Below are 25,236 nucleotides of genomic sequence, written 5' to 3' on the forward strand. Positions count from 1 at the left end.
TTCTGCTCCTTAGTTTAATGTTACGTCACGAATATCAACGAATTTACCGAACATTCCCGCTGCGGCTGCCATGGCTGGGCTCACCAAGTGGGTACGTCCGTTACGGCCTTGGCGACCTTCAAAGTTACGGTTCGAAGTCGAAGCACAACGTTCCCATTCGCCCAAGCGGTCATCGTTCATCCCTAAACACATGGAACAACCCGGATTGCGCCATTCTGCACCCGCTTCAATAAAGATTTTATCCAAGCCTTCTTTTTCCGCTTGTTCTTTTACTAAACCAGAACCCGGCACCACTAAAATTCGTTTTACGTTATCGGCTTTCTTGCGGCCTTTCATCACCGCTGCTGCGGCACGTAGATCTTCGATACGCGCATTCGTACAGGAGCCGATAAACACTTGATCCACCGGGATTTCTTTTAAATCAGCGTTAGCGTCTAAGCCAATATAATTCAAGGCTTTTTCAGCAGAGGCGCGAGTAACCGGATCGGTCATTTCTGCTGGATTAGGTACACGTTGATCGATACCGATCACTTGTCCCGGGTTTGTGCCCCAAGTGACTTGCGGTGCGATATCTTTAGCATCTAAAGTTAGCACCGCATCAAATTTCGCATCGTCGTCAGATTTTAAGGTTTTCCAATAAGCCACTGCATCATCCCAATCTTTACCTTTTGGTGCATGTGGGCGACCTTTTAAGTAGTCAAAAGTGGTTTCATCCGGCGCGATTAAACCGGCTTTCGCGCCCATTTCAATTGCCATGTTGCACACCGTCATTCTGCCTTCCATAGACAGATCACGAATGGCTTCACCGCAAAATTCCACCACATGGCCTGTACCGCCTGCCATGGTGGTTTTACCGATAATGGCAAGAATAATATCTTTTGCGGTAATGCCCGGCGCCACTTTGCCACGTACTTCGATTTTCATACTTTTTGCACGGGCTTGTTTTAAGGTTTGGGTTGCTAATACGTGTTCGACTTCGGAGGTACCGATACCAAAGGCTAAAGCACCAAAGGCGCCGTGAGTAGCGGTATGGGAGTCACCACAAACGATTGTCATGCCAGGCAAAGTTAAGCCTTGCTCCGGTCCCATCACATGCACAATGCCTTGTTCTTTTGTGGTCATGTCGAATAATTGAATACCGGTGGCTTTCGTGTTTTTTGCAAGCTCCAATACTTGAATTTTTGCTTGGCCTTCAAGTTTATTCACATCGCGTACTTGCGTAGAAATACTGTGATCCATGGTACCGAAAGTTTTACTTACTTGACGTACTTGACGGCCTGCGACACGTAGCCCATCAAAGGCTTGTGGACTGGTCACTTCATGGATTAAATGACGGTTAATATACAAAATTGGCGTTTCGCTTTCGGCTTCGTACACCACATGGGCATCGAATAATTTTTCATAAAGAGTTTTTGCCATAATGTTTCTCAATTCGTTAGGGGCTTTTGTTAGAGTAAGTGCGGTTAAAATCCGAGGTATTTTTAAACCGCACTTTCATTGTTTTTTTATTAGATTGCGTTAGCGATCAATATCCACATTGATGGCGCGCGTCTCCTGACGCGTGCCCTAATTTTATTTATATAAGCACGCGTCGGGAGACGCGCGCTATCGATTGCGACTTAAATTGCATCAGCAATCAATGTACCCATTTCCGCCGTTGAAACAGGGGCGGAGTCATCGGCTAAATCGCCGGTACGGTGACCATTAGCTAAGACTTTTTGCACCGCATTTTCAATGGCATCCGCGGCTTCGTTTAAGTTGAAGCTGTAACGCAACATCATCGCCGCTGAAAGAATTTGTGCGATTGGATTGGCAATGCCTTTGCCGGCGATATCCGGTGCAGAACCGCCAGCAGGTTCATATAAACCAAAGCCTTCTTCGTTTAAGCTGGCGGATGGCAACATCCCCATAGAACCGGTGATCATTGCCGCTTCATCAGAAATAATATCGCCGAAAATATTGGAACAGAGGAGCACATCGAAAGATTCCGGTGCTTTGATAAGTTGCATAGTCGCATTGTCAATATAAATATGATCCAAGGTGACTTCAGGGTAGTCTTTCGCCACTTCGGTCACAGTTTCACGCCATAAGATAGAAGCTTGTAATACGTTAGCTTTATCCACGGAAGTAACGTGTTTACGACGTTTCATTGCCGCATCAAAAGCCGCGCGCGCAATACGCTCGATTTCATATTTGTAATAAACTTCGGTATCGAATGCTTTAGTTTGTGCGCCTTCACCTTCACGACCTTTAGGCTGACCGAAATAAATCCCACCTGTTAATTCGCGTACAACCACCATATCAAATCCTTTTGCTGCGATGTCTGCTCGTAACGGACAGAATTTTTCCAATCCTTTATAAAGAGTTGCCGGGCGAAGATTGCAGAATAATTTGAAATGTTTGCGCAATGGCAATAATGCGCCACGTTCCGGTTGTTGATCCGGCGGTAAATTTGTCCATTTAGGGCCACCCACAGAACCAAATAAAATTGCATCGGCCTCTTCACAGCCTTTTAAGGTCTCTGCCGGTAATGGGCAACCACAATTATCAATTGCGGCACCACCTACATAAAACTCGTTAAAGTTAAGTTTAAAACCGAATTTTTCTTGGGCTTTGTTTAATACTTTAATGGCTTCTGCCATCACTTCCGGGCCGATGCCGTCGCCGGGGAGAACAGCAATATTGTATGATTGCATTTGGGTTTTCCTATTTGTAAATTGAAAAGTACGGTTAGTTTTTTTGTATTTTCTCCCCTCTTTTGTAAAGAGGGGCCGGGGGAGATTTTAACGATATAAAATTCACTGATGAGGTTGATGTTACTTCTGCCAAATCTCCCCTAACCCCTCTTTGCTAAAGAGGGGAGCTAGATAGATTAATGATTTTTGTGATTCTTAATATCTGCCACCTTATGCGCGCGATAAATTGCATTAATTGCATGAACTAAAGCAAGTGCAGAAGATTCAACGATGTCTGTCGCCAAACCCACACCGTGGAATTTACGGCCTTCGTGTTCAACCACGATATCCACCTGACCTAATGCCTCAGCACCTTCGCCTTTGGCGGTCAAATTATAGTGGGACATTTTGATATCCAAGCCGGTCAAGGTCAAAATGGCGTTATACACCGCATCTACCGGACCGTTGCCGCCAATTGATGACGTGCTTAATTTCTCACTGTCTAACTGTAATTGAACAAAGGCTGTCGCCGGGTATTCTTTGGTGGAGTGGGCAGAAAGTTTATCTAACACTAAACGATCTTCATCCCCTTGTTGCATATCAATGAACGCTAAGGCTTCCAAGTCGTAATCGAACACCTGGCCTTTTTTGTCCGCCAATTTCAAGAAGGCATCATACAATTTATCCAAATCGTAATCTTGCTCGGTGTAGCCCATGTCGGTCATGTGGCCTTTCACCGCGGCACGACCGGAACGCGCGGTTAAGTTCAATTTCTCTTTCTTCAAGCCGATAGTTTCCGGTGACATAATTTCGTAGGTATTTTTGTTTTTTAACATACCGTCTTGGTGAATACCGGAGGAATGCGCAAAGGCGTTTGAGCCGACAATAGCTTTGTTCGGTTGAATCGGCATGTTGCAAAGCTGGCTGACCATTTGGCTGACGCGATGAATTTCTTGCGTGTTGATGCGTGTATCCACACCCATAAATTCTTGACGAACTTTCATTGCCATCACCACTTCTTCCAATGCGGTGTTGCCTGCGCGCTCGCCAATGCCATTGATAGTACATTCAATTTGGCGTGCACCGTTTTGTACTGCCGTTAAAGAGTTGGCGGTCGCCATGCCTAAGTCATTGTGGCAGTGCACGGAAATTACGGCTTTGTCGATGTTTGGTACACGGTTGCGTACTTGCGCGATGATGTTGCCGTATTCGTTAGGTAAGCAGAAACCGACGGTATCCGGAATGTTGACCGTTGTCGCACCGGCGTTGATTGCCGCTTCCACAATGCGACAAATATTGTCGATACCGGTGCGGCCCGCGTCTTCGCAGGAAAATTCCACGTCATCGGTGTAGTTACGCGCGCGTTTCACTGCCGCCACCGCCATTTCCACCACATCGTCAAAGGTGCGTTTTAATTTGGCTTCAACGTGTAATGCGGAACTGGCTATAAAGGTGTGAATACGGAAAGCTTCCGCTACTTTCAACGCTTCAGCTGCAGCATCAATGTCTTTCTCTACCGCGCGGGAAAGTGCTGCCACACGAGAATTTTTAATATGGCGCGCGATAGTTTGCACGGATTCAAAATCCCCTTGAGAAGAAACCGGGAACCCCACTTCCATGACATCCACGCCTAAACGTTCAAGTGCTAAAGCAATCTGTAATTTCTCTTTAACGGTTAAGCTTGCTTTTAACGCTTGCTCGCCATCACGCAAGGTGGTATCAAAAATAATTACGCGATCTGTCATAACAATATCCTTCTAAAATCACTCCGAAAGTACGCCGGTTTGTATGGTGTTTTAAAAACGAAAAAACCCGCAAACTAAAGTGCGGGTTAATCTTTTTGGGTTTTACATTTGACTGTTTTTCACCCACAACTTAGCCGCACAAGGAATGTGAGAGCAGTAAGTTGAGAGATAAAGAAACAGAAGAAAACATAAAAATCCTATCAAATTTTGCTGTAAAACGCCAGCTATGTTACGAATAAATAAAGATCTGTCAAATGCTTTTTTAGCGTTTTATCCCTTCATTCGCAGATTATAAAAAGCATAACCAATACATTTCACTATTTATACTATATTTCCCAGATAATTCCACTAAAAAACACAATAAAGAAACTATTTTTACACTGTCTTTTCCGATTTTATAGGAGTGGTAAAAAAATTCTATTTTTTCTTAATTTTGTGATTCAAATCGCAAAAGTGCAACCAAACACTCGCGAGTTTTTCCATTATTTACATAATCTGCGGGATTTAATCTTTATAAAAAGGACAAGGAATGACTCAAACTCAAGCAACAGAAATTTTGCTTCGTCTATTGCAAGTGCCGAAACTGGGTAGCGTGGGAGTTTATAACATTTTATCCAATATCAAATTGACTGATTTTTTAAATTATGATGATGTGATGCTACGTCAAATAGGTTGGACTGACATACAAATACAACGTTGGTTTAAGCCCTGTAACCAATATATTGATCCCGCATTGGAGTGGGCGACAAAAGAAGGTAATTATCTGATTAACTATTTTTCATCCGATTATCCTTACATTTTAAAATGCACCAGCGGTTTTCCCCCTTTATTATTTGTACAAGGTAGTATAGCAGCACTTTCCCAACGCCAAATCGCCATGGTCGGTAGTCGTTATTGCTCGAATTACGGCGAAGCTTGGGCGAAATATTTTGCGACTGAACTCGTCCTAGCCGGTTTTGCGATTACCAGCGGATTGGCGCTCGGTATCGATGGGTATTGCCATCAAGCCGCATTGGAAACGGGCGGACAAACTATTGCAGTGCTGGGCAGTGGGCTCAATCGACTTTATCCTCAGAAACACCGTTCACTGGCACAACGTATTTTGGACGCAAACGGTGCTTTAATTTCAGAGTTTTTACCGGATCAGCCACCGATACCGGAAAATTTTCCCCGTCGCAATCGCATCATCAGTGGGCTTTCCGTCGGTACTTTAGTGATCGAAGCAACCGAAAAAAGCGGTTCGTTGATCACCGCCCGTTACGCCTTGGAACAAAATCGCGAAGTGTTCGCGCTGCCTGGTAACCTGCAAAGCGAATTCAGTCGTGGCTGCCATCAATTGATTAAACAGGGCGCCTTATTGGTGGAAAACGTGAAAGATATTTTGGATACATTAGATGAACATCCCACGCATGCCCAAGCCAAAATTGATTTTGATAAAACCGCAGTCGCAACTCGCAATTCTGCGCCTGCTTCGCGTTATTCCGGCGGAATTTCACCTTCCAATGCGGTGCTAAAAAGCACCTCCAACGCACCGGCACCTTCTGCCATACGCCCGAACCATCCGGAACTTTACGCGCGTATCGGTTATACGCCGATTAGTGTGGACGAATTGGCGCAGGAATTTAATTTAAGTGTTGATGTGTTGCTGGTGCAACTACTGGATTTGGAATTACAAGATTTAATTATGAGCGAAAACGGACTTTATCAGCGCATATAAAAGCCACGTATAGAGCCTTGCTTGATCCTGTGCTAACATAACGCCTCAATTTTATTGAGGAGAAGCTATGTTAGCGATTATTTCCCCGGCAAAAACCTTAGATTTTGAAAGTACGGTTAGGAATCTGCCAGTTTCTCAACCGCGCTTAACGGATTACAGCGAGCAACTGATTGAAATTTGCCGCAAACTTTCCCCGCAAGATATTGCATCTTTAATGTCTATCAGCGATAAACTAGCCGGCCTAAACGCCGCACGCTTCGCCGAGTGGACAAAATCACATAACGAAAAAAATGCCCGCGCAGCGATTTTTGCTTTCAAAGGCGATGTTTATACCGGCTTGGATGTGAATTCGCTGTCCGATGAGGATATTTCGTTTGCCCAAACTCACCTTCGTATGCTTTCCGGTTTATACGGTTTACTTCAACCGCTTGATTTAATGCAGCCCTATCGCTTAGAAATGGGCACTAAATTAACTACCCCGAAAGGCAAAGATCTTTATGCGTTCTGGGGAAATACGATTACCCAAGCCGTGCAACAAGCCATTGATGCGCAAGGGGACGATGTATTGGTAAATTTGGCGTCTGAAGAATACTACAAATCCATAAAACTGAACCGATTGAATGCTCAAATCGTTAAACCAATTTTCCTGGATTACAAAAACGGCAAATATAAAACGGTCAGTTTTTATGCTAAAAAAGCTCGCGGCTTAATGTGTCGTTATATGATTCAAAATCGATTGACCCAAGTTGAACAATTAAAGGATTTTGATTTGAACGGTTATTGGTTTGATGAAACGGCCTCCACTGAAAAAGAATTTGTATTTAAGCGAGATCACGATGAATAAGATAGCTATTATTTTGAGCCTACTCTTGCTTTCCGCTTGTGCAAGCAAACCTACACAACTCGCTGTACCGGACCAAATCGAATATCAAAATAAAGCCTATCAATTGGCAAAATGGCAAGATTTAGATACGGTGGCGCGTTATGTTTATCTAAGTGCCCCCGATACGCCAGAAAAATGGCAATCGCAAATCGAAGTATTGTTAGATCGCAATATGTTAAACCGCTCAATTGAGGACCGCATTGAACTACGGGAACGCGTGTATCGTAGTACGGACGTCGTATCGTTTAAATTAGCGCCGGTTCAACATGAAAAAACGAAAAAAGCACAAGGTTTAAGCGGTTATGTTGTTTACGCACCAAGCGCAACCAATCCTTCTTGGCAAGTGGATGTAATGCGCGGACAAAACATCCCTCAATGCGGTTTCGTACAATTCCAATATTCGCAAAAAGTAAAAAATAGTCGCCATTTAAGTCGCGAAAAAGTATTGCGACATTTACAAAAATATTTGATTGCTAACGAAGTAAAAACGCTAGATAAAATGGATTGGCGATGGCATTGCCAACATTTGACTTAAAAAAGTTTATCTAGATCAAAATGCCGATAAATTTCAGGAATTTTTCTAGAGCGGATAGGCCGAATAGTGTAACCTTAGTTGCATTTCTTATTCTATTAAATTCAAGTAGGTAATATATGATTAAAAAAATCGCAGTATTGACCAGCGGCGGAGACGCGCCGGGGATGAATGCGGCAATCCGTGGCGTAGTGCGTGCAGCATTGGCAGAAGGATTGGAAGTATTTGGAATCTATGAAGGCTATCAAGGCTTATATAACAATAAAGTTAAGCAATTAAACCGCTATAGCGTATCTGATATTATTAATCGCGGTGGTACTTTTTTAGGTTCGGCGCGTTTCCCTGAATTTAAGAATCCGGAAATACGTGCGAAATGTGCGGAGATTTTACGCTCCCACGGCATCGACGCTTTAGTAGTTATCGGCGGTGACGGTTCTTACATGGGCGCCAAACTCTTAACGGAAGAGCACGGATTCCCTTGCGTGGGGATTCCGGGCACCATCGACAACGATGTCGCCGGCACAGATTACACTATCGGTTATCAAACCGCATTGCAAACTGCCGTAGAGGCCATCGACCGTTTACGTGATACGTCAAGCTCTCACCAACGTATTTCTATTGTAGAAATTATGGGGCGCCATTGTAGCGATTTAACCATCTCTGCAGGCATCGCAGGCGGTTGCGAATATATCGTCGCGTCTGAAGTAGAATTTGATCGCGAAGAACTTATTCGTCAAATTGAACGCAGTATTATTCGAGGTAAACGCCATGCGATTATTGCGATTACAGAGCTGTTAACTGATGTGCATTCGCTCGCTCACGAGATTGAGGCTCGTGTGGGGCATGAAACCCGTGCAACTGTGCTTGGTCATGTCCAACGCGGCGGTTCACCTTGCGCTTTCGATCGTATTTTGGCATCACGGATGGGGGTTTATGCAGTGGATCTCTTGCTCCAAGGCAAAGGTGGCTACTGCGTAGGCATTCAAAACGAACAATTGGTTCACCATGATATTATTGATGCTATCAACAATATGCATCGTGAATTTAAAGGCGACTGGTTGGAAGTGGCAAAACGCTTAGAATAATTTGGCGAATATAAAATGCTTTTGAGCGGTCAATGCGGTGCTCAAAAGCACGTTGAAAATAACTTCGGTAAAGTGATGAACAAAATAACTCTTGTAAAAATTGATTTTTAGGATAGTTCTTGTTTTTTCTTATATAAAAAATATCATTTTCCTTTGACTATTTTCTTTACAACAGGTAATATTCGCGCCCTATGCAAAAGGTAAAACTACCCCTCACCGTTAACCCGCAAAAAGATGCTCAAAGACGGCTTAATTATGCTGGTTATTATGCGGCAAATCAGTTGAAGCGTTTAGCAAAATCAGTGGTAAACGTGCTCAGTGATGCACAGGTAACATTGTCGTTTTATATTGATCCGCAAAAATTGGTAGTAATGAAAGGTGAAGCGCAAGTTGAGGTTGAATTAGAATGTCAACGTTGCGGTGAGCCACTCAAGCAAACATTGGAATGTGAATTTGCTTACAGTCCTGTGGCTAGTTGGGATCAGGCTGAGGTATTGCCCCAAATTTATGAGCCAATCGAATTTAATGAGTTTGGCGAAATAGATTTAATTGGCACCGTGGAAGACGAGTTAATTTTAGCTTTGCCGCTTGTACCAATGCATTCACCTGAACACTGTGAAGTGTCCGCGCAGGAACAGGTTTTTGGCGAATTGCCAGAAGAATTGGCAAACAAGCCGAGCCCGTTCGCTGTATTAGCTAATTTAAAGCAAAAGTAAATTAAATTTAGGAGTATGGCCGATGGCTGTTCAACAAAACAAAAAATCTCGTTCACGTCGTGATATGCGTCGTTCGCACGACGCGTTGACTACTGCTGCAGTATCAGTAGACAAAGCAAGCGGTGAAACTCACTTACGCCATCATGTAACCGCTGATGGTTACTATCGTGGTCGCAAAGTGATTAATAAGTAATTTCACTTATAGGTATTCACTTGACTCGTCTAACCTTAGCGTTAGATGTGATGGGCGGGGACATAGGTCCCCGTATTACTATCCCCGCATCTCTCTTAGCATTGGAAAAAGATCCGATGCTATCTTTATCTCTATTTGGCGATAGCCAACAGATCACGCACTTACTCGAAAATTGTCCCAAAACTCTTTTAGAGCGCATCCAGATTCAACATTGTAATCGCACAATTGACAATAATTATGGCATCTCTCACGCATTACGCCATAGCAAAGGCACGTCTATGCGTTTAGCTTTAGAAGCAGTGAAGCTCGGTGCTGCGCAAGGCTGTGTGAGCGCAGGCAATACCGGGGCTTTAATGGGCTTATCCAAAATTTTATTACAACCGCTTAAAGGTATTGCACGCCCTGCATTAATTTCATTGCTCCCAACTGTAGACGGCGAAAAGTCCGTGATGTTAGATCTTGGCGCAAATGTCGAATGCAGTGCGGAAAATCTCTATCAATTTGCTATAATGGGCGCGATTTTTGCCGAAAATCGATTAAATTTAGTGTATCCTCGCGTTGCTTTGCTGAATATCGGTATAGAAGAAATTAAAGGTCGTCAATCCATACGTGATGCCGCAAATTTACTTGAAAAATCGAGTCTACTTAACTATATCGGCTTTATTGAAGGCGATATGTTACTTAACGGTAAAACGGATGTGATCGTAAGCGATGGTTTTGCCGGAAATATAGCATTGAAAACGCTCGAAGGCGCGGCAAAAAATGTATTATCTTCATTCAAGGGAAAAGAGACATCGTCTCGTTCACGCTATTTTAAACCTATTTTTGCCAAGATAATGCGCCACTTATTTAAAACCACTTATCAACGTTTAAAGCGTATTAATCCTGATGAATATAATGGTGCATCACTGATTGGCTTAACTGCCGTCGTGGTGAAAAGCCACGGCAGTGCTAATGTAAACGCTTTTGCACATGCTATCGCCGATGCCGCTTTTCAAGCTCGCCAGCGACTTCCAGAAAAAATCTTAGCGGGTTTAGCTCGTTATTAATAATTCAATTTATTGATTATGAACAGTAAAATTTTATCCACCGGTAGTTATTTACCGAGTCATATTCGTACTAATGCCGACTTAGAAAAAATGGTCGACACTTCCGATGAATGGATTGTCACCCGCTCCGGTATTCGTGAGCGACGTATTGCTAGCGCCGATGAAACTGTCGCCAGCATGGGGTTTGCAGCGGCAAAAAACGCGATTGAAGCCGCACAAATAAATGCTCAAGACATTGAGCTTATTATCGTCGCCACCACCAGTGGCTCGCACGCTTACCCAAGCGCGGCATGCCAAATACAGGGAATGCTAGATATTGAAGACGCAATTTCCTTCGATTTGGCGGCAGCTTGCACCGGTTTTGTGTATGCATTAGGCGTGGCCGATCAATTTATTCGTACCGGCAAAGTGAAAAAGGCATTGGTCATTGGTTCTGATCTTAATTCTCGTAAACTTGATGAAACCGATCGTAGCACTGTAGTGTTATTCGGCGACGGCGCCGGTGCGGTGCTCTTAGAGGCTAGCGAACAGGAAGGCATCATTTCTACCCACTTACACGCTTCAGCAGATAAAAAAGCCGCCTTAGTACTACCGCAGCCGGAGCGTGGCGAAGCCAAATCAGGCTACATTGAAATGCAAGGCAACGAGACCTTTAAACTGGCCGTACGCGAGCTTTCCAACGTAGTGGAGGAAACGCTTGCGGCCAATAACTTAGATAAAAAAGACATTGACTGGTTAGTACCGCATCAGGCGAATTTACGTATTATCACGGCGACGGCAAAAAAGCTGGAAATGGATATGTCGCAAGTGGTGGTAACCTTAGATAAATATGCCAACAACAGCGCTGCAACAGTACCGGTAGCATTAGATGAAGCAGTGCGCGATGGACGTATTCAACGCGGTCAATTGCTTTTATTAGAAGCATTTGGTGGTGGTTGGACTTGGGGTTCGGCATTAGTGAGATTCTAATTATTTTGATAAAATAATGGTCGGATTGCGTTGAAAGTGCGGTTGATATTAACCGCATTTTTTATATTTAAAATCAGACGGAACTCATTCCATCAAAAAAGATTTTGATTGAAACCTAAAAAAACAGGAAAACAAAATGAAAAAATTTGCAATGGTCTTCCCGGGACAAGGCTCCCAAGCGGTCGGTATGCTTGCCGAGCTTGCGACCGAATACTCAATTGTGACCGAAACATTCAAACAAGCTTCTGATGTGCTGGGCTATGATTTATGGCAATTAGCACAGCAAGGCCCTACAGAAGAACTCAATAAAACCTGGCAAACCCAGCCTGCACTGCTAGCCGCTTCGGTGGCGGTTTATCGCGTATGGCAAGAAAAATATCCGCAATTCAAACCAGAAGTAATGGCGGGACATAGCTTAGGCGAATATTCCGCCTTGGTATGCGCTGGCGCATTAGATTTTCAAGATGCCGTTAAATTGGTGGAATTGCGCGGTAAACTTATGCAACAAGCCGTACCTGAGGGCACCGGCGCCATGTACGCGATTATCGGGCTAGATAACGATGCCATTATTAATGCTTGTAAACAAGCCGAGCAGGGCGATGTGGTTTCTGCGGTGAACTTTAATTCACCTGGACAAGTAGTGATTGCAGGTGCAAAAGCAGCGGTAGAGCGTGCTGCCGCATTATGTAAAGAAGCGGGAGCCAAACGCGCGTTACCATTATCGGTGAGCGTGCCTTCCCATTGCGTATTAATGAAACCAGCGGCGGATAAATTAGCGTTGACCTTAGAAAAGATCGCTTTATCCGCACCGCAAACCGCCGTGATTAATAATGTTGATGTAGAGAAAGCTTCAGTGAGCAGCGCGATCAGCACCGCATTGATTCGCCAACTGTACAATCCTGTTCGTTGGACGGAAACCGTAGAAAAAATGGCGCAAGAAGGCATTCAAGTACTGGTTGAAATCGGCCCGGGCAAAGTGTTGAGTGGTTTAACCAAACGCATCGTTGCCGATTTGCAAGCCGCATCAGTAAATGACATCACATCGCTCAATGCGATCGAAGAATTATTAGCGTAAAAGGAAAAGAAAAATGCAAGGTAAAATTGCTTTAGTAACAGGCGCAACGCGTGGTATTGGCAGAGCGGTAGCGGAAGAATTAGTCGCCAAAGGTGCGTTTGTAATTGGTACGGCGACGTCTGAAAAAGGCGCAGAATCAATTTCCGCTTATTTAGGTGATAAAGGCAAAGGGCTAGTTTTGAATGTAACTGACATTGCATCCATCGAGGCTGTGTTAGAGAAAATCAAAAGTGATTTCGGCGATATCGATATTTTAGTGAATAATGCCGGTATCACACGCGATAATTTGTTAATGCGTATGAAAGATGATGAATGGTTCGATATTATGCAAACTAATTTAAGTGCGGTTTATCATCTTTCCAAAGCGGTGCTGCGCAGCATGATGAAAAAACGTTTCGGACGAATTATTAATATCGGTTCGGTTGTAGGCTCAATGGGTAATCCGGGACAAACCAATTATTGTGCGGCAAAAGCGGGCGTAATCGGCTTTTCAAAATCTCTTGCAAAAGAAGTGGCGGCACGCGGTATTACCGTGAATGTGGTGGCGCCGGGCTTTATCGCAACAGACATGACCGAGGTGCTAACGGACGAACAAAAAGCAGGGATTCTTTCTAATGTTCCGGCGGGGCGTTTAGGCGAAGCTAAGGATATCGCAAAAGCGGTGGCTTTCTTGGCTTCCGAAGATGCTGCGTATATTACCGGTACGACATTACATGTAAATGGCGGCTTATATATGAGCTAACTCCTTGACAGGATAAGTCATTTTAGGTTGGCGGATTTCCCCTATAAAATCGTAGCCAAAGGTTTTAGATAGTGTTAGAATCTGTCCCGCATCATAGCTTGGTTACGTCTTGAGCGTATGCAAAGATATGTAACTATTTTCGCTGTATGTGTTTTTACTTGCCCTTCCGTGGTGCGACCACTCAATAAAAAGGTTGCAAGGTTGTCAAAAATTCATACACTAACCGCTCAGCAATGAGTTATTACAACATAGGAAAAACAAATGAGCATTGAAGAACGCGTAAAAAAAATCATCGTTGAACAATTAGGTGTTAAAGAAGAAGATGTTAAACCGGAAGCTTCTTTCGTTGAAGATTTAGGTGCGGATTCTTTAGATACTGTTGAATTAGTGATGGCTTTAGAGGAAGAATTTGATATCGAAATTCCTGATGAAGAAGCTGAAAAAATTACGACCGTTCAATCTGCGATTGATTACGTGCAAAACAATCAATAATTTCGAGTTAGGCGACTTTTGAGTCGCCTAATTTTTTATGTAAGCACCTTTCTAACACTAATACATTTTCAATTATAGCCTTCCTAAAATTCATTATTTTTTAGCTAAAATTTCTTCCCCAAATGCCAAAATCTTATCCTCCGATCCATACAAACTCATTAAGATTATGCTTAATAAAAAATATTGATATAAAACAATAATCTATTTAATACTACTTATTTAGTATTAAAAAGCATGCTAAGATCTGCCTGAATTTTTAATTCTTTAATCAATTTTTTGGGAGTGTTTTATGGATTTCTTGATGAATTTAGGAGAAGGCACGCAATTTACTATTCAGCTTGCCATCGTCTTAATCTGTTTGTTCTACGGCGCCAAAAAAGGCGGTATTGCACTGGGTTTATTAGGCGGTATTGGTCTGATTGTATTGGTATTCGGCTTTGGCATCGAACCGGGCAAACCGGCAATCGACGTGATGCTGACTATCCTCGCTGTGGTGGTGACATCCGCGACATTACAAGCCAGTGGCGGTTTGGACGTAATGTTGCAAATCGCAGAAAAATTACTGCGTAAAAACCCAAAATATGTAAGTATTCTCGCCCCTTTCGTAACCTGTTTCTTAACTATTTTATGCGGTACCGGACACGTGGTTTATACCATGCTGCCGATTATTTATGACATCGCCATCAAAAATAACATCCGACCGGAACGTCCGATGGCAGCGAGTTCTATCGCCTCCCAAATGGGGATCATCGCGTCACCGGTATCCGTTGCGGTAGTTACTTTAACCGCATTCTTAGTCAATGCACAAAATCATTTGGCAGGTTTCGACGGTTACTTGGATTTATTAAAAATCACCGTACCCTCTACCCTTTGTGGCGTATTAGCTATCGGTATCTTCAGTTGGTTCCGCGGTAAAGATTTGGATAAAGACGAGGAATTTCAAGCGAAATTAAAAGATCCGGAATTCAAAAAATATGTGTATGGTGATAGCGCCTCCTTGCTCGACAAAAAGTTACCACAATCCAGTTGGAACGCAATGTGGATTTTCTTCGGTGCAATTATCATCGTAGCCTTGCTAGGTTACTTTAAAGAATTACGCCCGTCCTTTGAGAAAAACGCACCAGCACAAGTGGTTGAAGTAATTTCCGACAGTAAAGCAGTACAAAGTTTCAACATTAAAGATGGTAAAATCGTCGCCTTCACTAAAGACGGCAAAGTGGCACTTGACGTAAAAGACAGTAAAGCAAAAGCCCAAACCGCCTATAACAGCGTTGAAATTTATGACAACAAAGGCGTCTTAAATCAAACTTTGTCTGTGCAGGATAACAATGTTATTATCACCACAGGCGATAAAACCGATACCGTTGCCAACGCAACCATTCAGTTAAAAGACAGCGCGAAAAAGAAAACCACATTAGGTATGGTTCACGTTATCCAAATCTTCATGTTGTTAGCCGGTGCGCTCATCATTATCTTTACCAAAACCGATGCAAGTAAAATCAGCAAAAACGAAATCTTCCGTTCCGGTATGATTGCGTTGGTTGCTGTATTTGGAATTTCTTGGATGGCAGAAACCATGTTCTCCGTCCACACCCCAATGATGAAAGCTGCCTTAGGCGATGTGGTAAAAGCCCATCCTTGGACTTACGCAGTAATGTTGCTATTAATTTCCAAATTCGTAAACTCCCAAGCTGCCGCATTAGTCGCTTTCGTACCACTTGCATTAGGTATCGGTGTTGACCCAGCAATTATCCTTGCTTTCGCCGCCGCTTGTTATGGCTACTACATTTTACCGACCTACCCAAGCGACTTGGCTGCCATCCAATTCGACCGTTCCGGCACCACCCATATCGGTAAATTCGTAATCAACCACAGCTTTATTTTACCGGGCTTAATCGGCGTAATTACTTCCTGTATTTTCGGGTATATCTTCACCGGTTTATTCGGTTACTTATAATTACTTCTTCAATAAAGCTATTTAATTTTAATCTGCCCCCAAAGCCGGACTAAATCTCCGGCTGATTAAGGGCAGATTCTTTTTATCATCAAATTCTCCAACTTTTCAAATAGCAAGTCGTCAATTTTGATCTTCAAACCAATAAAATCAGGCTCTTACCAACAAATAGATTCACGAAATGCGCCTAACTTTTAAACGGCGTACTCCCCTTCCGAATTAACCGAAATGCCAATATATTCAACTATCAGAACATTCGCTAATGACATTCATCCTGTTCGGGTATCACCCATATTCCCAAAATACCAATCCAATGCGGTGCTATTTTAGTACTCTAATGTCGCTTATAAATTTAGCCTAATGGTAAAATTAATTAGTTTATCGGGGCAAATTTTTAGGAATGGAGCCTAATTTACACGTAATGTCATTACTTTCGTTTATTTCTAACAAGGCCTTAACTGGATATTTGTACTTGAGCCATAAACGATATTTTAAGTTAAGATGAGAGAAAGAACATTAGATTGAACGAAAGATTCTAAAGACTTAAAGCTAAAGAAACACTAGAAATAAAGTAACACTCAATTGATTGCAATGCTATTGAGGAAAGATAAGAGTAGCAGTATTTATTAGAAAGCCCGTATGTCCATATAATTTATTCAGAAATAATTAAAAAACAACGAGCTATACAATAGGGAGGTGGAGCTAAGCAGAATTGGTCTTAACAGTAAGTGGCTTACTGCTCGCATCCCTGCGGGATTTCTACCTAGTCCACCATTGAGTTGGTGTTCTAGTCAATTGCGACATAAAACAAATCGAAGGTATCTCAACCTTCACGCCACTTTTCAGGAGACCAATCCTGTTCTTACATATCCTGTAAGAATGGCGCACATAATAATTCCCTTTTTTGACTTTGTCAACAGGGCAACCGCAAGTGTTGTCTATTTATTAACCGAAACACCAAACAATTTCATTTTTCTTCCCTTCAGACTTTCTTTGAGATAAGACAAGCCCTTGTGTTTTGCTCCATACCGTAATGCTATGCAATGCGGTTTGTGTTTCAGTGTTGAAACTATGACGCAATATTTTTTCCATAAATGGCTATCAGCTCGCAACCTTGGATTATTCTTATCTCATTGATAAATTTGATAAAAATGTCATTAAATACTTTAGACTCTATACGTTTAATTATGCAAAAATATTTTTTCGCACAAAAAACTCTTATATTGCCCTGTAATTGGCAAATTAAATGTTATAAACCATTTTCAATCTAAGCAAGCTCAGCAAATAGATGGCTAATAGATCAATTTCTTTCTTTGATATAAATCTCCCCTTTTAGTCAGAATATGGCTTCACGAAAGCCAATCAGCTTTCATTCGGTTAATAAAACTTGCTTACTTTTACAAGCACTGAATATGTTACTTATGAACACTATTTTTATTTATTTTAGCCAAATTACAGACTCAAACCTAAATAATAGCTTGAAAACAGGCAACTTTTTTGTTTGAATAAGCAGCGCATTTACTAATGCACTAATTAATTGACAATCTACAAAATATAGGAGTTTAAAATGGAACCACAACAATTTGCAGATACTTATATTATGGCTAATGCAAGTTATTTTCCATCAGAGAAAATTGTACTAATTAAAGATAAACTTTCGACTTTACCTGAACAACGCCAATCAACAATTCAATCTATTCCTTTGAAAAATCCGATGATTGTATTACTCCTTTCGTTATTATTTGGCGGATTAGCTATCGATCGTTTTTATTTAGGCGATATCGGCAAAGGTATTTTAAAGATTATTTCTCTATTTCTCATTGTAGGATTTATTTGGGTCTTCTTAGATATTTATTTATGCTACAAAAAAGCGAAAGAGATGAATTTTAATAAAATAATGCTTATTTCTTAAGTAAAAAGAGAAAATGAAGTGTTCTGTCCCCTAAAAATCGGACTAAATCCCCGATCGATTAAGGGACAGATTTTTTATGACTAAATACACCTACTATTCAAATGCCAAGTTATCAAATTTTATCTTCCGAACGACAAAAATTGCGCTTCTACTTGTAAACAATTTTTCTTGTAACATACGAAACAATGTGAAACCGAATAAAAACAGAGCCAATTTTTAACTCCAAGGAAGGAAAATTATTGCACCGAGGCACTTCCTTAATCTGCTCCATGTTGTAGATTCCTGTCCTGCAACAGCCCGAATGCAATTTTTTGTCGTTCATCTGGTGGAGGAAAATGAAATTTATATTGTCCGAACATTTCGTCACGGAAGGTTTTCGCTTTTGGCATCGAACATCAATAGTTGGATCATTCGTTAGAAACTATCCGACAAGCCAAAGAACATTAAGTTTGTGTCATAAAAATAGCACCGCATTGGAGCCCTTTCCAATGCGGTGCTATTTTGTGAGGTCATTTCAGCTCTGTGCAGCAGCCACATAATTTTGAGACATCGAGCCGCACTTTATATCTTATTTAATGACGGTAATTTTCCATTTAGCATCATCGATTTGTTCAAAATCAGTTACTTCATAACCTTCTTCTGCCGCCCACTCAGGAATGGCTTCTGTGGCTTGTGTGCAGTCAAATTCAATTTCTAACCCATCGCCCTTATTGAGTTTCGCCATGGCTTCTTTGGCTTCAACCAATGGGAAAGGGCAAACTAAACCGAGAGTAGGTAATTTAACAATCATTTTTATCTCCTAAAATTAAGCTGTGACGGTTTTTAATCGTTGCGGTCGGATAATGGTAAAGTAGGCGGCAACCCAAGTGCCAAGCACCATTAGTGGCAGAGAAATCCAGCCTTGCCATGAGAAGAAAGCGGTTTCAACCAAGCCATTACCAATAGAGCAACCGCCTGCAAGGCTTGCACCGATGCCCATAAAAATACCGCCTAGTGCGCTACGCAAAATGCTCGTGACATCGGGAACGCGAACGCGAAATTCATTGCTTCCTTTCGCCCCAATAAATGAACCAATAAAAATCCCTAGGACGAGGAACACACCCCAGTTAATAAATTTGTCATTGCCGGTAACGAGGTATTGCATGATGTTGGCAGAAGGGCCGGTAATACCTAGGCCAAATTCACGTCCTGTTGCTACGCTTAAAGGCCAAGCGAGCAAGGCGATGAATCCCACCAACACGGCAGACACAAAAGGATGCCAGCGTTTTTCAAATAACAAATGGGCTAAACCTGTTTTTCTTGGTTTAAGCGTCGCTAATTTGGGCGCCGGTTTGCTTAAATGTTTATATACATAATAACCGGTAATCAAGCTAAGTAATGCGACCAACCACCACGGTGAAATGCCGAAGGTATCGTAAATATTGCGTTGTTCGATATTAATATCGCGCAATGCTTTATTAAAATCACCGAGCGGGCCGGTTCTCATCATTGCGCTTAACAGCATATAGGTAAAAAGCGCAATCCAGCTTCCGACTAAACCTTCTGCTGCACGATACCAAGTTCCTGTGGCACAACCGCCAGCCAACACAATGCCGATACCAAATAAAAATGCGCCGATTAATACGGCCAAAAAGGCAAAGTTTTCAGCCGGATCAACATTCAACACGCCTATTTCTTTTAATAAAAAGAAGCCAACAGATTGCACCGTAATGGCAATAAGTAATGCAACAAACATTTTGTTGTTTTTGGTGACATATAAATCACGAAATGCACCGGTGATACAAAAACGCCCACGTTGCATTACAAAACCAAGCAAAATACCACAAAATAACCCTGTTAAAAGCATAGGATCTCCTAAAGTAAGTAAAAAACGAATGCGGTATTTTTAATGAATTTAGAATATATACGCCAAGAACTTTTAGTTAATTGATATGTGATTTAGAAATAACAATCCGCACATTTACGTGCGGATTGTTATTTTTTTTGTAGCATTCAGTATATTTTTAGCATAAAAGTGCGGTTATTTTCCTAAGTGTTTTATCTTGGTTTGGTCTCTGCTAAAAAATCATAATGCTGATTCATACGCGCTGCCCAAGTTACTAAATTTGGGGAGAGCGTGTTTAAATCTAACCCGATTTGAGTTTGACGAAATAGCCACCAGTCAATAAGACAGACGGCACTTATCGTACCGATATTTAACTGCTCACCAAATTTTGTCAGATACTTTTCCAATTCAATAAAACTACGACAATTACGTTCATTGAGTTGTTCATGCCGTGTCGTCCACCATTCTTCCGGTGGGCGAAGCATGCGTTCAGCAAGCATTGGAATGGTATTTTCTAAAATGCCATCCACCAAAGAATGTGTCTGCAGCACCTGCCAGCGTTGCTCTCCTTGTGGAAATAAACACTGACTGTGTCCGATAGAATCGAAATATTCACTGATTAATAGACTACCAAATAACCATTCTCCGTTATCAAGTTGTAGCGCCGGAATGCGTCCAAGCGGGTTGTCTTGGTTATGTGGAGAATTGGGATCGAACGCGGATGTCACGCGTAACAATTCAATTTGTTCGTCCAATTTATGATATTTAAGCACAGCCATCACTTTGCGCACAAAGGGACTTGTGGTGGAATACCAAAGTTTCATGATGATCTCCTTGTTCATTGCATTTTGGAAGCCTATAAAAGACAGTTAAATTTTACCGCACTTTTCCAATGACTTCTCTCTTGGGAAAGCAAAACGTTACGGTGGACACGAAAATTACGTCACTTGATAACTTTGTGTCCGCCAGTATTTTTCAAATAACAAATGGGCTAAACCTGTTTTTCTTGGTTTAAGCGTTACTAATTTGGGCGCCGGTTTGGTTAAATGTTTATATACATAATAACCGGTAATCAAGCTAAGTAATGCAACAAACATTTTGTTGTTTTTGGTGACATATAAATCACGAAATGCACCGGTGATACAAAAACACCCACGTTGCATCACAAAGCCAAGCAAAATACCACAAAATAATCCTGTTAAAAGCATAGGATCTCCTAAAGTAAGTAAAAAACGCATGCGGTATTTTTAATGAATTTAGAATATATACGTCAAGAACTTTTAGTTAATTGATATGTGATTTAGATATAAAAAATAAGGTTAAAAAATAGATATTTTTAACCCTACTTGGTATGGATATTCTAAAAGTATTTATTTAGATCCTGCTGAGAATTCAAATCCCCAGTCATAATAGTTACTACAATCTGCGTGCCCATTAAAGAAGTTGATATCTTTTCGAACTGACATTTGAGTTCCATCAAAATCAATAGTTGCAATGGCGCAGAATGTACGAGGATCAGTTTGTTTACCCATTTCAACGACGATTTCAGGTTGATTTGGCACTTTAACAGTAACAATAGCATCAGATTCAGCCCATTTTGCTACTCCTTCATAAATGAAACAGTAAATTACTAAGCGGCGTAAATCCCGAATCCCTTTGGGGTTAACTAAAATATTTTCCCCCTCAGATGAACTTCCATTTCTATCATCACCACAGTGCCATACCCAAGGTGCTTGTATATAGCAACCTTGACGAGTTAAGCGTTCTTTTGAGCCACCACGGCCTTTAGAAAATTGCAGACCATCAATCAAAGATGCTGTTCCATCCTGTAACTCCCAATAACAACCAAGATCTAAGTCAATTTCTTTGGTTTTTCCAAATAAACTACCAAAAAAGCCTACTGGTTTTTGTTGTGTCCAGTTTAAGTTAATGGTTATTTGTTGATCTATAGCTTTTGATAGATCAATTTTATGAGAGTCACCTTTTTTCTCTAACGTAATTTTGCTTAGTGAAACCATTTGTAACTCCAATTAACCCACATTTACTCCATATTGCTTGCAAAGTGCATATAGTCCGCCAGCATAACCTTGGCCTATTGCACGGAATTTCCATTCACCGTTATGGCGATAAATTTCACCAAATACCATGGCTGTTTCTGTACTGTAATCTTCAGAAAGATCAAAACGAACAATTTCATCACCAGTATCATTATTAACAATACGTACGAATGCATTGCTGACTTGACCAAAATTTTGACGACGAGCTTCTGCATCGTGAATAGTTACAGTAATAAAAAGTGATTTGATATTGCTTTCTACTTTATCTAATCTAACAATTACGCTTTCATCATCACCATCGCCGTCTCCAGTCAGGTTATCCCCAGTATGTTCTACACCACCACAAGGTGAAACTAATTGATTATAGAAAATGAAATAGCTATCAGAAGGCACTTTAGCGTTTTCTGTTGCCATAAATACACTTGCGTCTAAGTCAAAGTCTTGCCCATCGGTTGAACGAGCGTCCCAACCTAAACCAACCAATACATTTTTTAAACTCGGATCGGTTTTACTTAATGAAACATTTTGACCTTTTGTTAATGAAATTGCCATTTTATAGTTCTCCAGTTGTTATTGGGTTAATAAATCTTATACACCTGCTATTTGAACAACGATAAGTCGTCCACCCTCGCCCTTTTTCAAAAGAATTTTTGTGCTTTCTTCAAGCTTCACTTTTCCGCCAATAGGAATAAGTTGTTTAGTATTTATATCTACCATATCAGGCAGATTTTCATTCACGAGCCACCAATTTCCTTGATGTTGAATGAAATAACCAACGCGTTTAGCATCTTCGGCTTTTAATTTTTCATTAGGAAATACGCGGTTGTCAGCGTGCCATTTAAAAAGTGATTGCCCGCTGTAGACCATAATTCTGTGATTATCAGGGCGATAATGGCCATTTGGTGCAGCAGAATACAAATTTAACACAGGTAATTTACCTTGATGTGCTGTGCCACAAAACGGACATTTAGGCAATTTAGAATTATCAAAGACATACCATTTCTGCTCACAGCTTGAATTTGGGCAAGGTTGCAGCAGATCCACAGTTTTGACTAATGCCTGTTCCCATTCATCTGCTGTCGGGCGAGCAATAGGATTATGCAAGCCGTCAATAAAGGCGCGTTTAAATAATTCGCTTAAATAAGGGCCAGTAATGATATAAGGCATTTTTTGTGTGTCTTTCCAAGGCTGTTCGCTAGGTTTAACATTCCCTATTTTTATACGATTAGAATGATCGGTTGGGTGTTCAATGAATAACGCCTTTTCTCCCATTCCTAATTCTTCATCACGCTGGCTATCATTCATATCAAAAACCTTATCGCCTCGAAGTGGATGGCGATAAAGTAAGTACATATAAATTAAAACAGCTAATGCGTGTAAATCCGTAGTTCTGCTAGGTAACTTACGCTTAGGATCGTTTTTATCTAAATGTTGTGTTGCCACTACTTCAGGTGCAATAAAATCAGGTGTTCCCACAACAGTTGGCGGATGTTTCCCTGGCACCACTAAACCGTCAATATCAATCAAACTCGCTTGACCAGTTGTTGGGTCGATTAAACAGTTTTTGTAACCTAAGTCACTATGACTTAATCCAGCCATATGCATACGGCGAACGGCACGAGCCAGCATCAAACAGACTTTCAAATGCAACATCCAATCGCCTAACTCTCGAGAGTCAAGAAACTTATTGCGATTAGAAGCACTGGCGAACCATTTACCGTCTTTATCTTTGCCTTTAATGCCTAACATATCGTTATTACGGCTACCATATTGGAAGAAAAAACAATCACGATAGAAAGGGCTAACCACGCCTAATTTGCCTTGATATTCCACTACTGCCGTAGGCCAGCAGAATAATTTTTTCAGATATTCGCCACCTTCCTGATTGAAGATCTTTTCACGATAAGTACCAGTTATCATTTCTAACCGCTCTTTTGTGGCAAGATCGGCAGGTTCACGAAAGAAAGCGACGACATAATCTTTATTGGGGGAAAACATTACATCTTTCATTCCCCCTTGTGCTTTCACTTCATCAACAAATTGAATTTGTTCGCCATTTGTTGCGGTGAGTGTAATGATCTTATTCATCCTTTTCCCTTTCTTGAATTACGACATCACTCGCTTTGCTCAACGAAACCACTTTTGTTTTATCATTTTGTGGTACATTAATGTTTCTTTCTGGATCATTTACAATTTGCTGTGAATTTTCGACCACTTGTATTGGTGTATGAATTTCTTCTTGATATTGAGCTGAATAAGTAATGCCTTTCCATTCAGATTCAGGAATGAAAACAGCTAAAGTGCGATCATCATGTTCACCTTTTGAGAAGAAATCGAGCCAGTTTTCCAAGGATTTTTCAGGTTTTTCTGCTTGCAATGGCGTATGCAATTCTTCCCAGAATGTTTGCCAAGCTTCAAATGTATTGAGTTGTGCATCAGTCTGAAATTTAGGATCGGAAACACCATCTGTCATTAACATTAAAATGGGTGGATAATCGCGAATATCCGTGCAAATACGCATCGTGATTTTTTCAACGTTAGCTTCGCCTAAAGTTAAAAATTGTGTTTCACCAGAATATTGCCCAGAATCAACTTCACCTAATAATTTGACGTTTTGAGTAGCTGGATCAAAAATTGCAATTGCGCCATCTCCCACCCAATAACAGGCAGTAAACCATTTACCGTCAATTAAAGGTAAAGTAAATGCCAGCAATAATGTGCAAGAAAGCGATTTTTGTTCAATCACTGCATCTCTAGCTTCCGTTTCTTGAGCAAGATAAGCGGCTTGAACAGCTTCTTTAAAAATTACTTTAGTGATGTAAGCAAGCTCTTGTTCATTTTTTTGAGCCAGTTTCTGATAATCTTTGCCTTCAATACTAAGTAATTCAAACACTTTATCTTGTGCCGCATTGACGGCTAATTTTGAACCTTGGCGAGAAAATTCCGCACTCCCTGCTCCATCTGCCACGGCTAGAAAATGTACTTTTGACTTCTCGTGATAACCGATAGCAAAGTCATCATCACAGCAGGTTCCTTTCATAGCATGCGTACGTCCACGCATACGAGCTGCAATTAATTGACCACTCTCTGTTGTGATTCTTTTATTCGCACTATCCGGTTTCCAAAAACGTGATTTAGGATCAGAAGGAATGTTTTTCCATAAATATTTAGGATTTGGATTAACAAACAATGTAGTATGAGCTAAATGGTCGTCATCAAGTTGAAAAGTCACTAAAAATTCACCGCTCTTTGTCGGAGTACCTTCCAAAGTTTGGTTTTCTATATTCCAAGTTAATCCAATATCATTTTCTATTTTGATGGATTGAACTAAAGGCAAGTCGGCAGGTTTTAAGTAAGTGTAAGGCTCGTCTTGCTTCGCATTTGGAAGTGTAATAATGAGCTCTTTTTTGTGTATCAGAGTAATTTCTGTTGGTTGAAGTATCAACATATCATTTTCCAGTAATGTTGAATTTGTAGATGTTTGAAAGCGTTGCCACATTTCTGAAAGATGGGTAATGAGTGTAAAATTTTGGCTTGCAAAAGCATCAAGCCATTTTTCATCGGCTTGATTGAGCCACAATTTAAATTTTTCTAATTGTTCTGTTGCGTTCATCT

The 25,236-nt window shown here is 41.2% G+C and carries 23 protein-coding genes and 1 pseudogene; 13 read left to right on the forward strand and 11 right to left on the reverse strand.

Features of this window, described 5'->3' with window-relative positions; translation table 11 throughout:
• Positions 1–9: 9 nt before the first annotated feature.
• The 3 genes from leuC to leuA all read right to left on the reverse strand — a co-directional run bounded on the left by leuC (position 10) and on the right by leuA (position 4,420).
• Complete coding sequence (leuC, locus tag AB3F25_RS07190) at positions 10–1,419, reverse strand: 3-isopropylmalate dehydratase large subunit (RefSeq protein ID WP_373603176.1); 1,410 nt, start codon at positions 1,417–1,419, stop codon at positions 10–12.
• A gap of 200 nt (positions 1,420–1,619) precedes the next feature.
• Positions 1,620–2,696, reverse strand: coding sequence for a 3-isopropylmalate dehydrogenase (gene leuB / locus AB3F25_RS07195; RefSeq protein ID WP_373603177.1), 1,077 nt, complete (start codon positions 2,694–2,696; stop codon positions 1,620–1,622).
• A gap of 176 nt (positions 2,697–2,872) precedes the next feature.
• Entirely contained in the window at positions 2,873–4,420 is a 1,548-nt protein-coding gene (gene leuA, locus AB3F25_RS07200) for a 2-isopropylmalate synthase (RefSeq protein ID WP_373603178.1), read from the reverse strand.
• 529 nt (positions 4,421–4,949) lie between these two features.
• On the opposite strand from leuA, the gene dprA reads away from it, so the two are divergent.
• From dprA to AB3F25_RS07265, 13 genes are all read left to right on the forward strand, one after another.
• The gene (gene dprA, locus AB3F25_RS07205) at positions 4,950–6,137 is read left to right on the forward strand and encodes a DNA-processing protein DprA (protein WP_373603179.1); all 1,188 of its coding nucleotides are present in this window, start codon (positions 4,950–4,952) and stop codon (positions 6,135–6,137) included.
• A gap of 67 nt (positions 6,138–6,204) precedes the next feature.
• Complete coding sequence (gene yaaA / locus AB3F25_RS07210; RefSeq protein ID WP_373603180.1) at positions 6,205–6,981, forward strand: peroxide stress protein YaaA; 777 nt, start codon at positions 6,205–6,207, stop codon at positions 6,979–6,981.
• Positions 6,974–7,555, forward strand: coding sequence for a hypothetical protein (locus AB3F25_RS07215; protein ID WP_373603181.1), 582 nt, complete (start codon positions 6,974–6,976; stop codon positions 7,553–7,555). The genes yaaA and AB3F25_RS07215 overlap by 8 nt, the downstream gene beginning before the upstream one ends.
• Positions 7,556–7,671: 116 nt before the next feature.
• The gene (gene pfkA / locus AB3F25_RS07220) at positions 7,672–8,637 is read left to right on the forward strand and encodes a 6-phosphofructokinase (RefSeq protein WP_373603182.1); all 966 of its coding nucleotides are present in this window, start codon (positions 7,672–7,674) and stop codon (positions 8,635–8,637) included.
• Positions 8,638–8,828: 191 nt separating this feature from the next.
• Complete coding sequence (yceD, locus tag AB3F25_RS07225; protein WP_373603183.1) at positions 8,829–9,353, forward strand: 23S rRNA accumulation protein YceD; 525 nt, start codon at positions 8,829–8,831, stop codon at positions 9,351–9,353.
• A 22-nt stretch (positions 9,354–9,375) separates the two neighbouring features.
• Positions 9,376–9,546, forward strand: coding sequence for a 50S ribosomal protein L32 (gene rpmF, locus AB3F25_RS07230; RefSeq protein WP_005544470.1), 171 nt, complete (start codon positions 9,376–9,378; stop codon positions 9,544–9,546).
• A gap of 20 nt (positions 9,547–9,566) precedes the next feature.
• Positions 9,567–10,595 (forward strand): phosphate acyltransferase PlsX, encoded by a 1,029-nt coding sequence (gene plsX, locus AB3F25_RS07235; RefSeq protein WP_373603184.1) that lies wholly within the window; start codon positions 9,567–9,569, stop codon positions 10,593–10,595.
• An 18-nt stretch (positions 10,596–10,613) separates the two neighbouring features.
• On the forward strand, positions 10,614–11,564 hold the full coding sequence (locus AB3F25_RS07240; RefSeq protein ID WP_373603185.1) for a beta-ketoacyl-ACP synthase III: 951 nt from the start codon (positions 10,614–10,616) through the stop codon (positions 11,562–11,564).
• A 136-nt stretch (positions 11,565–11,700) separates the two neighbouring features.
• Positions 11,701–12,639, forward strand: coding sequence for an ACP S-malonyltransferase (gene fabD / locus AB3F25_RS07245; RefSeq protein ID WP_373603186.1), 939 nt, complete (start codon positions 11,701–11,703; stop codon positions 12,637–12,639).
• 13 nt (positions 12,640–12,652) lie between these two features.
• Positions 12,653–13,381, forward strand: coding sequence for a 3-oxoacyl-ACP reductase FabG (fabG, locus tag AB3F25_RS07250; protein WP_373603187.1), 729 nt, complete (start codon positions 12,653–12,655; stop codon positions 13,379–13,381).
• Between the two features lie 261 nt (positions 13,382–13,642).
• On the forward strand, positions 13,643–13,873 hold the full coding sequence (acpP, locus tag AB3F25_RS07255) for an acyl carrier protein (protein ID WP_005544465.1): 231 nt from the start codon (positions 13,643–13,645) through the stop codon (positions 13,871–13,873).
• 289 nt (positions 13,874–14,162) lie between these two features.
• On the forward strand, positions 14,163–15,830 hold the full coding sequence (locus AB3F25_RS07260) for an anaerobic C4-dicarboxylate transporter (RefSeq protein WP_373603188.1): 1,668 nt from the start codon (positions 14,163–14,165) through the stop codon (positions 15,828–15,830).
• Positions 15,831–17,394: 1,564 nt separating this feature from the next.
• Positions 17,395–17,739, forward strand: a complete 345-nt coding sequence (locus tag AB3F25_RS07265) for an NINE protein (RefSeq protein ID WP_373603189.1) — start codon at positions 17,395–17,397, stop codon at positions 17,737–17,739.
• Positions 17,740–18,307: 568 nt separating this feature from the next.
• Here the strand turns inward: AB3F25_RS07265 and AB3F25_RS07270 are convergent.
• The 8 genes and pseudogenes from AB3F25_RS07270 to AB3F25_RS07305 all read right to left on the reverse strand — a co-directional run bounded on the left by AB3F25_RS07270 (position 18,308) and on the right by AB3F25_RS07305 (position 25,234).
• Positions 18,308–18,529, reverse strand: coding sequence for a sulfurtransferase TusA family protein (locus AB3F25_RS07270; RefSeq protein ID WP_373603190.1), 222 nt, complete (start codon positions 18,527–18,529; stop codon positions 18,308–18,310).
• Between the two features lie 15 nt (positions 18,530–18,544).
• A complete protein-coding gene (locus tag AB3F25_RS07275; RefSeq protein WP_373603191.1) occupies positions 18,545–19,585 on the reverse strand; it encodes a YeeE/YedE thiosulfate transporter family protein in 1,041 nt (346 codons plus the stop codon).
• Between the two features lie 191 nt (positions 19,586–19,776).
• Positions 19,777–20,388 carry a glutathione S-transferase N-terminal domain-containing protein gene (locus tag AB3F25_RS07280; protein ID WP_373603192.1) on the reverse strand — a complete coding sequence of 204 codons (612 nt, stop codon included), beginning with the start codon at positions 20,386–20,388 and terminating at the stop codon, positions 19,777–19,779.
• 141 nt (positions 20,389–20,529) lie between these two features.
• Positions 20,530–20,772: pseudogene (locus AB3F25_RS07285) on the reverse strand (YeeE/YedE family protein); the annotation flags it as partial.
• A 162-nt stretch (positions 20,773–20,934) separates the two neighbouring features.
• Positions 20,935–21,582, reverse strand: a complete 648-nt coding sequence (locus tag AB3F25_RS07290) for a stress protein (RefSeq protein WP_373603193.1) — start codon at positions 21,580–21,582, stop codon at positions 20,935–20,937.
• A gap of 12 nt (positions 21,583–21,594) precedes the next feature.
• Complete coding sequence (locus tag AB3F25_RS07295) at positions 21,595–22,173, reverse strand: TerD family protein (protein ID WP_373603194.1); 579 nt, start codon at positions 22,171–22,173, stop codon at positions 21,595–21,597.
• 36 nt (positions 22,174–22,209) lie between these two features.
• Complete coding sequence (locus tag AB3F25_RS07300) at positions 22,210–23,709, reverse strand: helix-hairpin-helix domain-containing protein (RefSeq protein WP_373603195.1); 1,500 nt, start codon at positions 23,707–23,709, stop codon at positions 22,210–22,212.
• Positions 23,702–25,234, reverse strand: a complete 1,533-nt coding sequence (locus tag AB3F25_RS07305) for a PP2C family serine/threonine-protein phosphatase (RefSeq protein WP_373603196.1) — start codon at positions 25,232–25,234, stop codon at positions 23,702–23,704. The genes AB3F25_RS07300 and AB3F25_RS07305 overlap by 8 nt, the downstream gene beginning before the upstream one ends.
• Between the last annotated feature and the right edge of the window lie 2 nt (positions 25,235–25,236).

The organism is Aggregatibacter sp. HMT-949 (genome assembly GCF_041734645.1).
In the GTDB taxonomy this organism is placed as follows: domain Bacteria; phylum Pseudomonadota; class Gammaproteobacteria; order Enterobacterales; family Pasteurellaceae; genus Rodentibacter.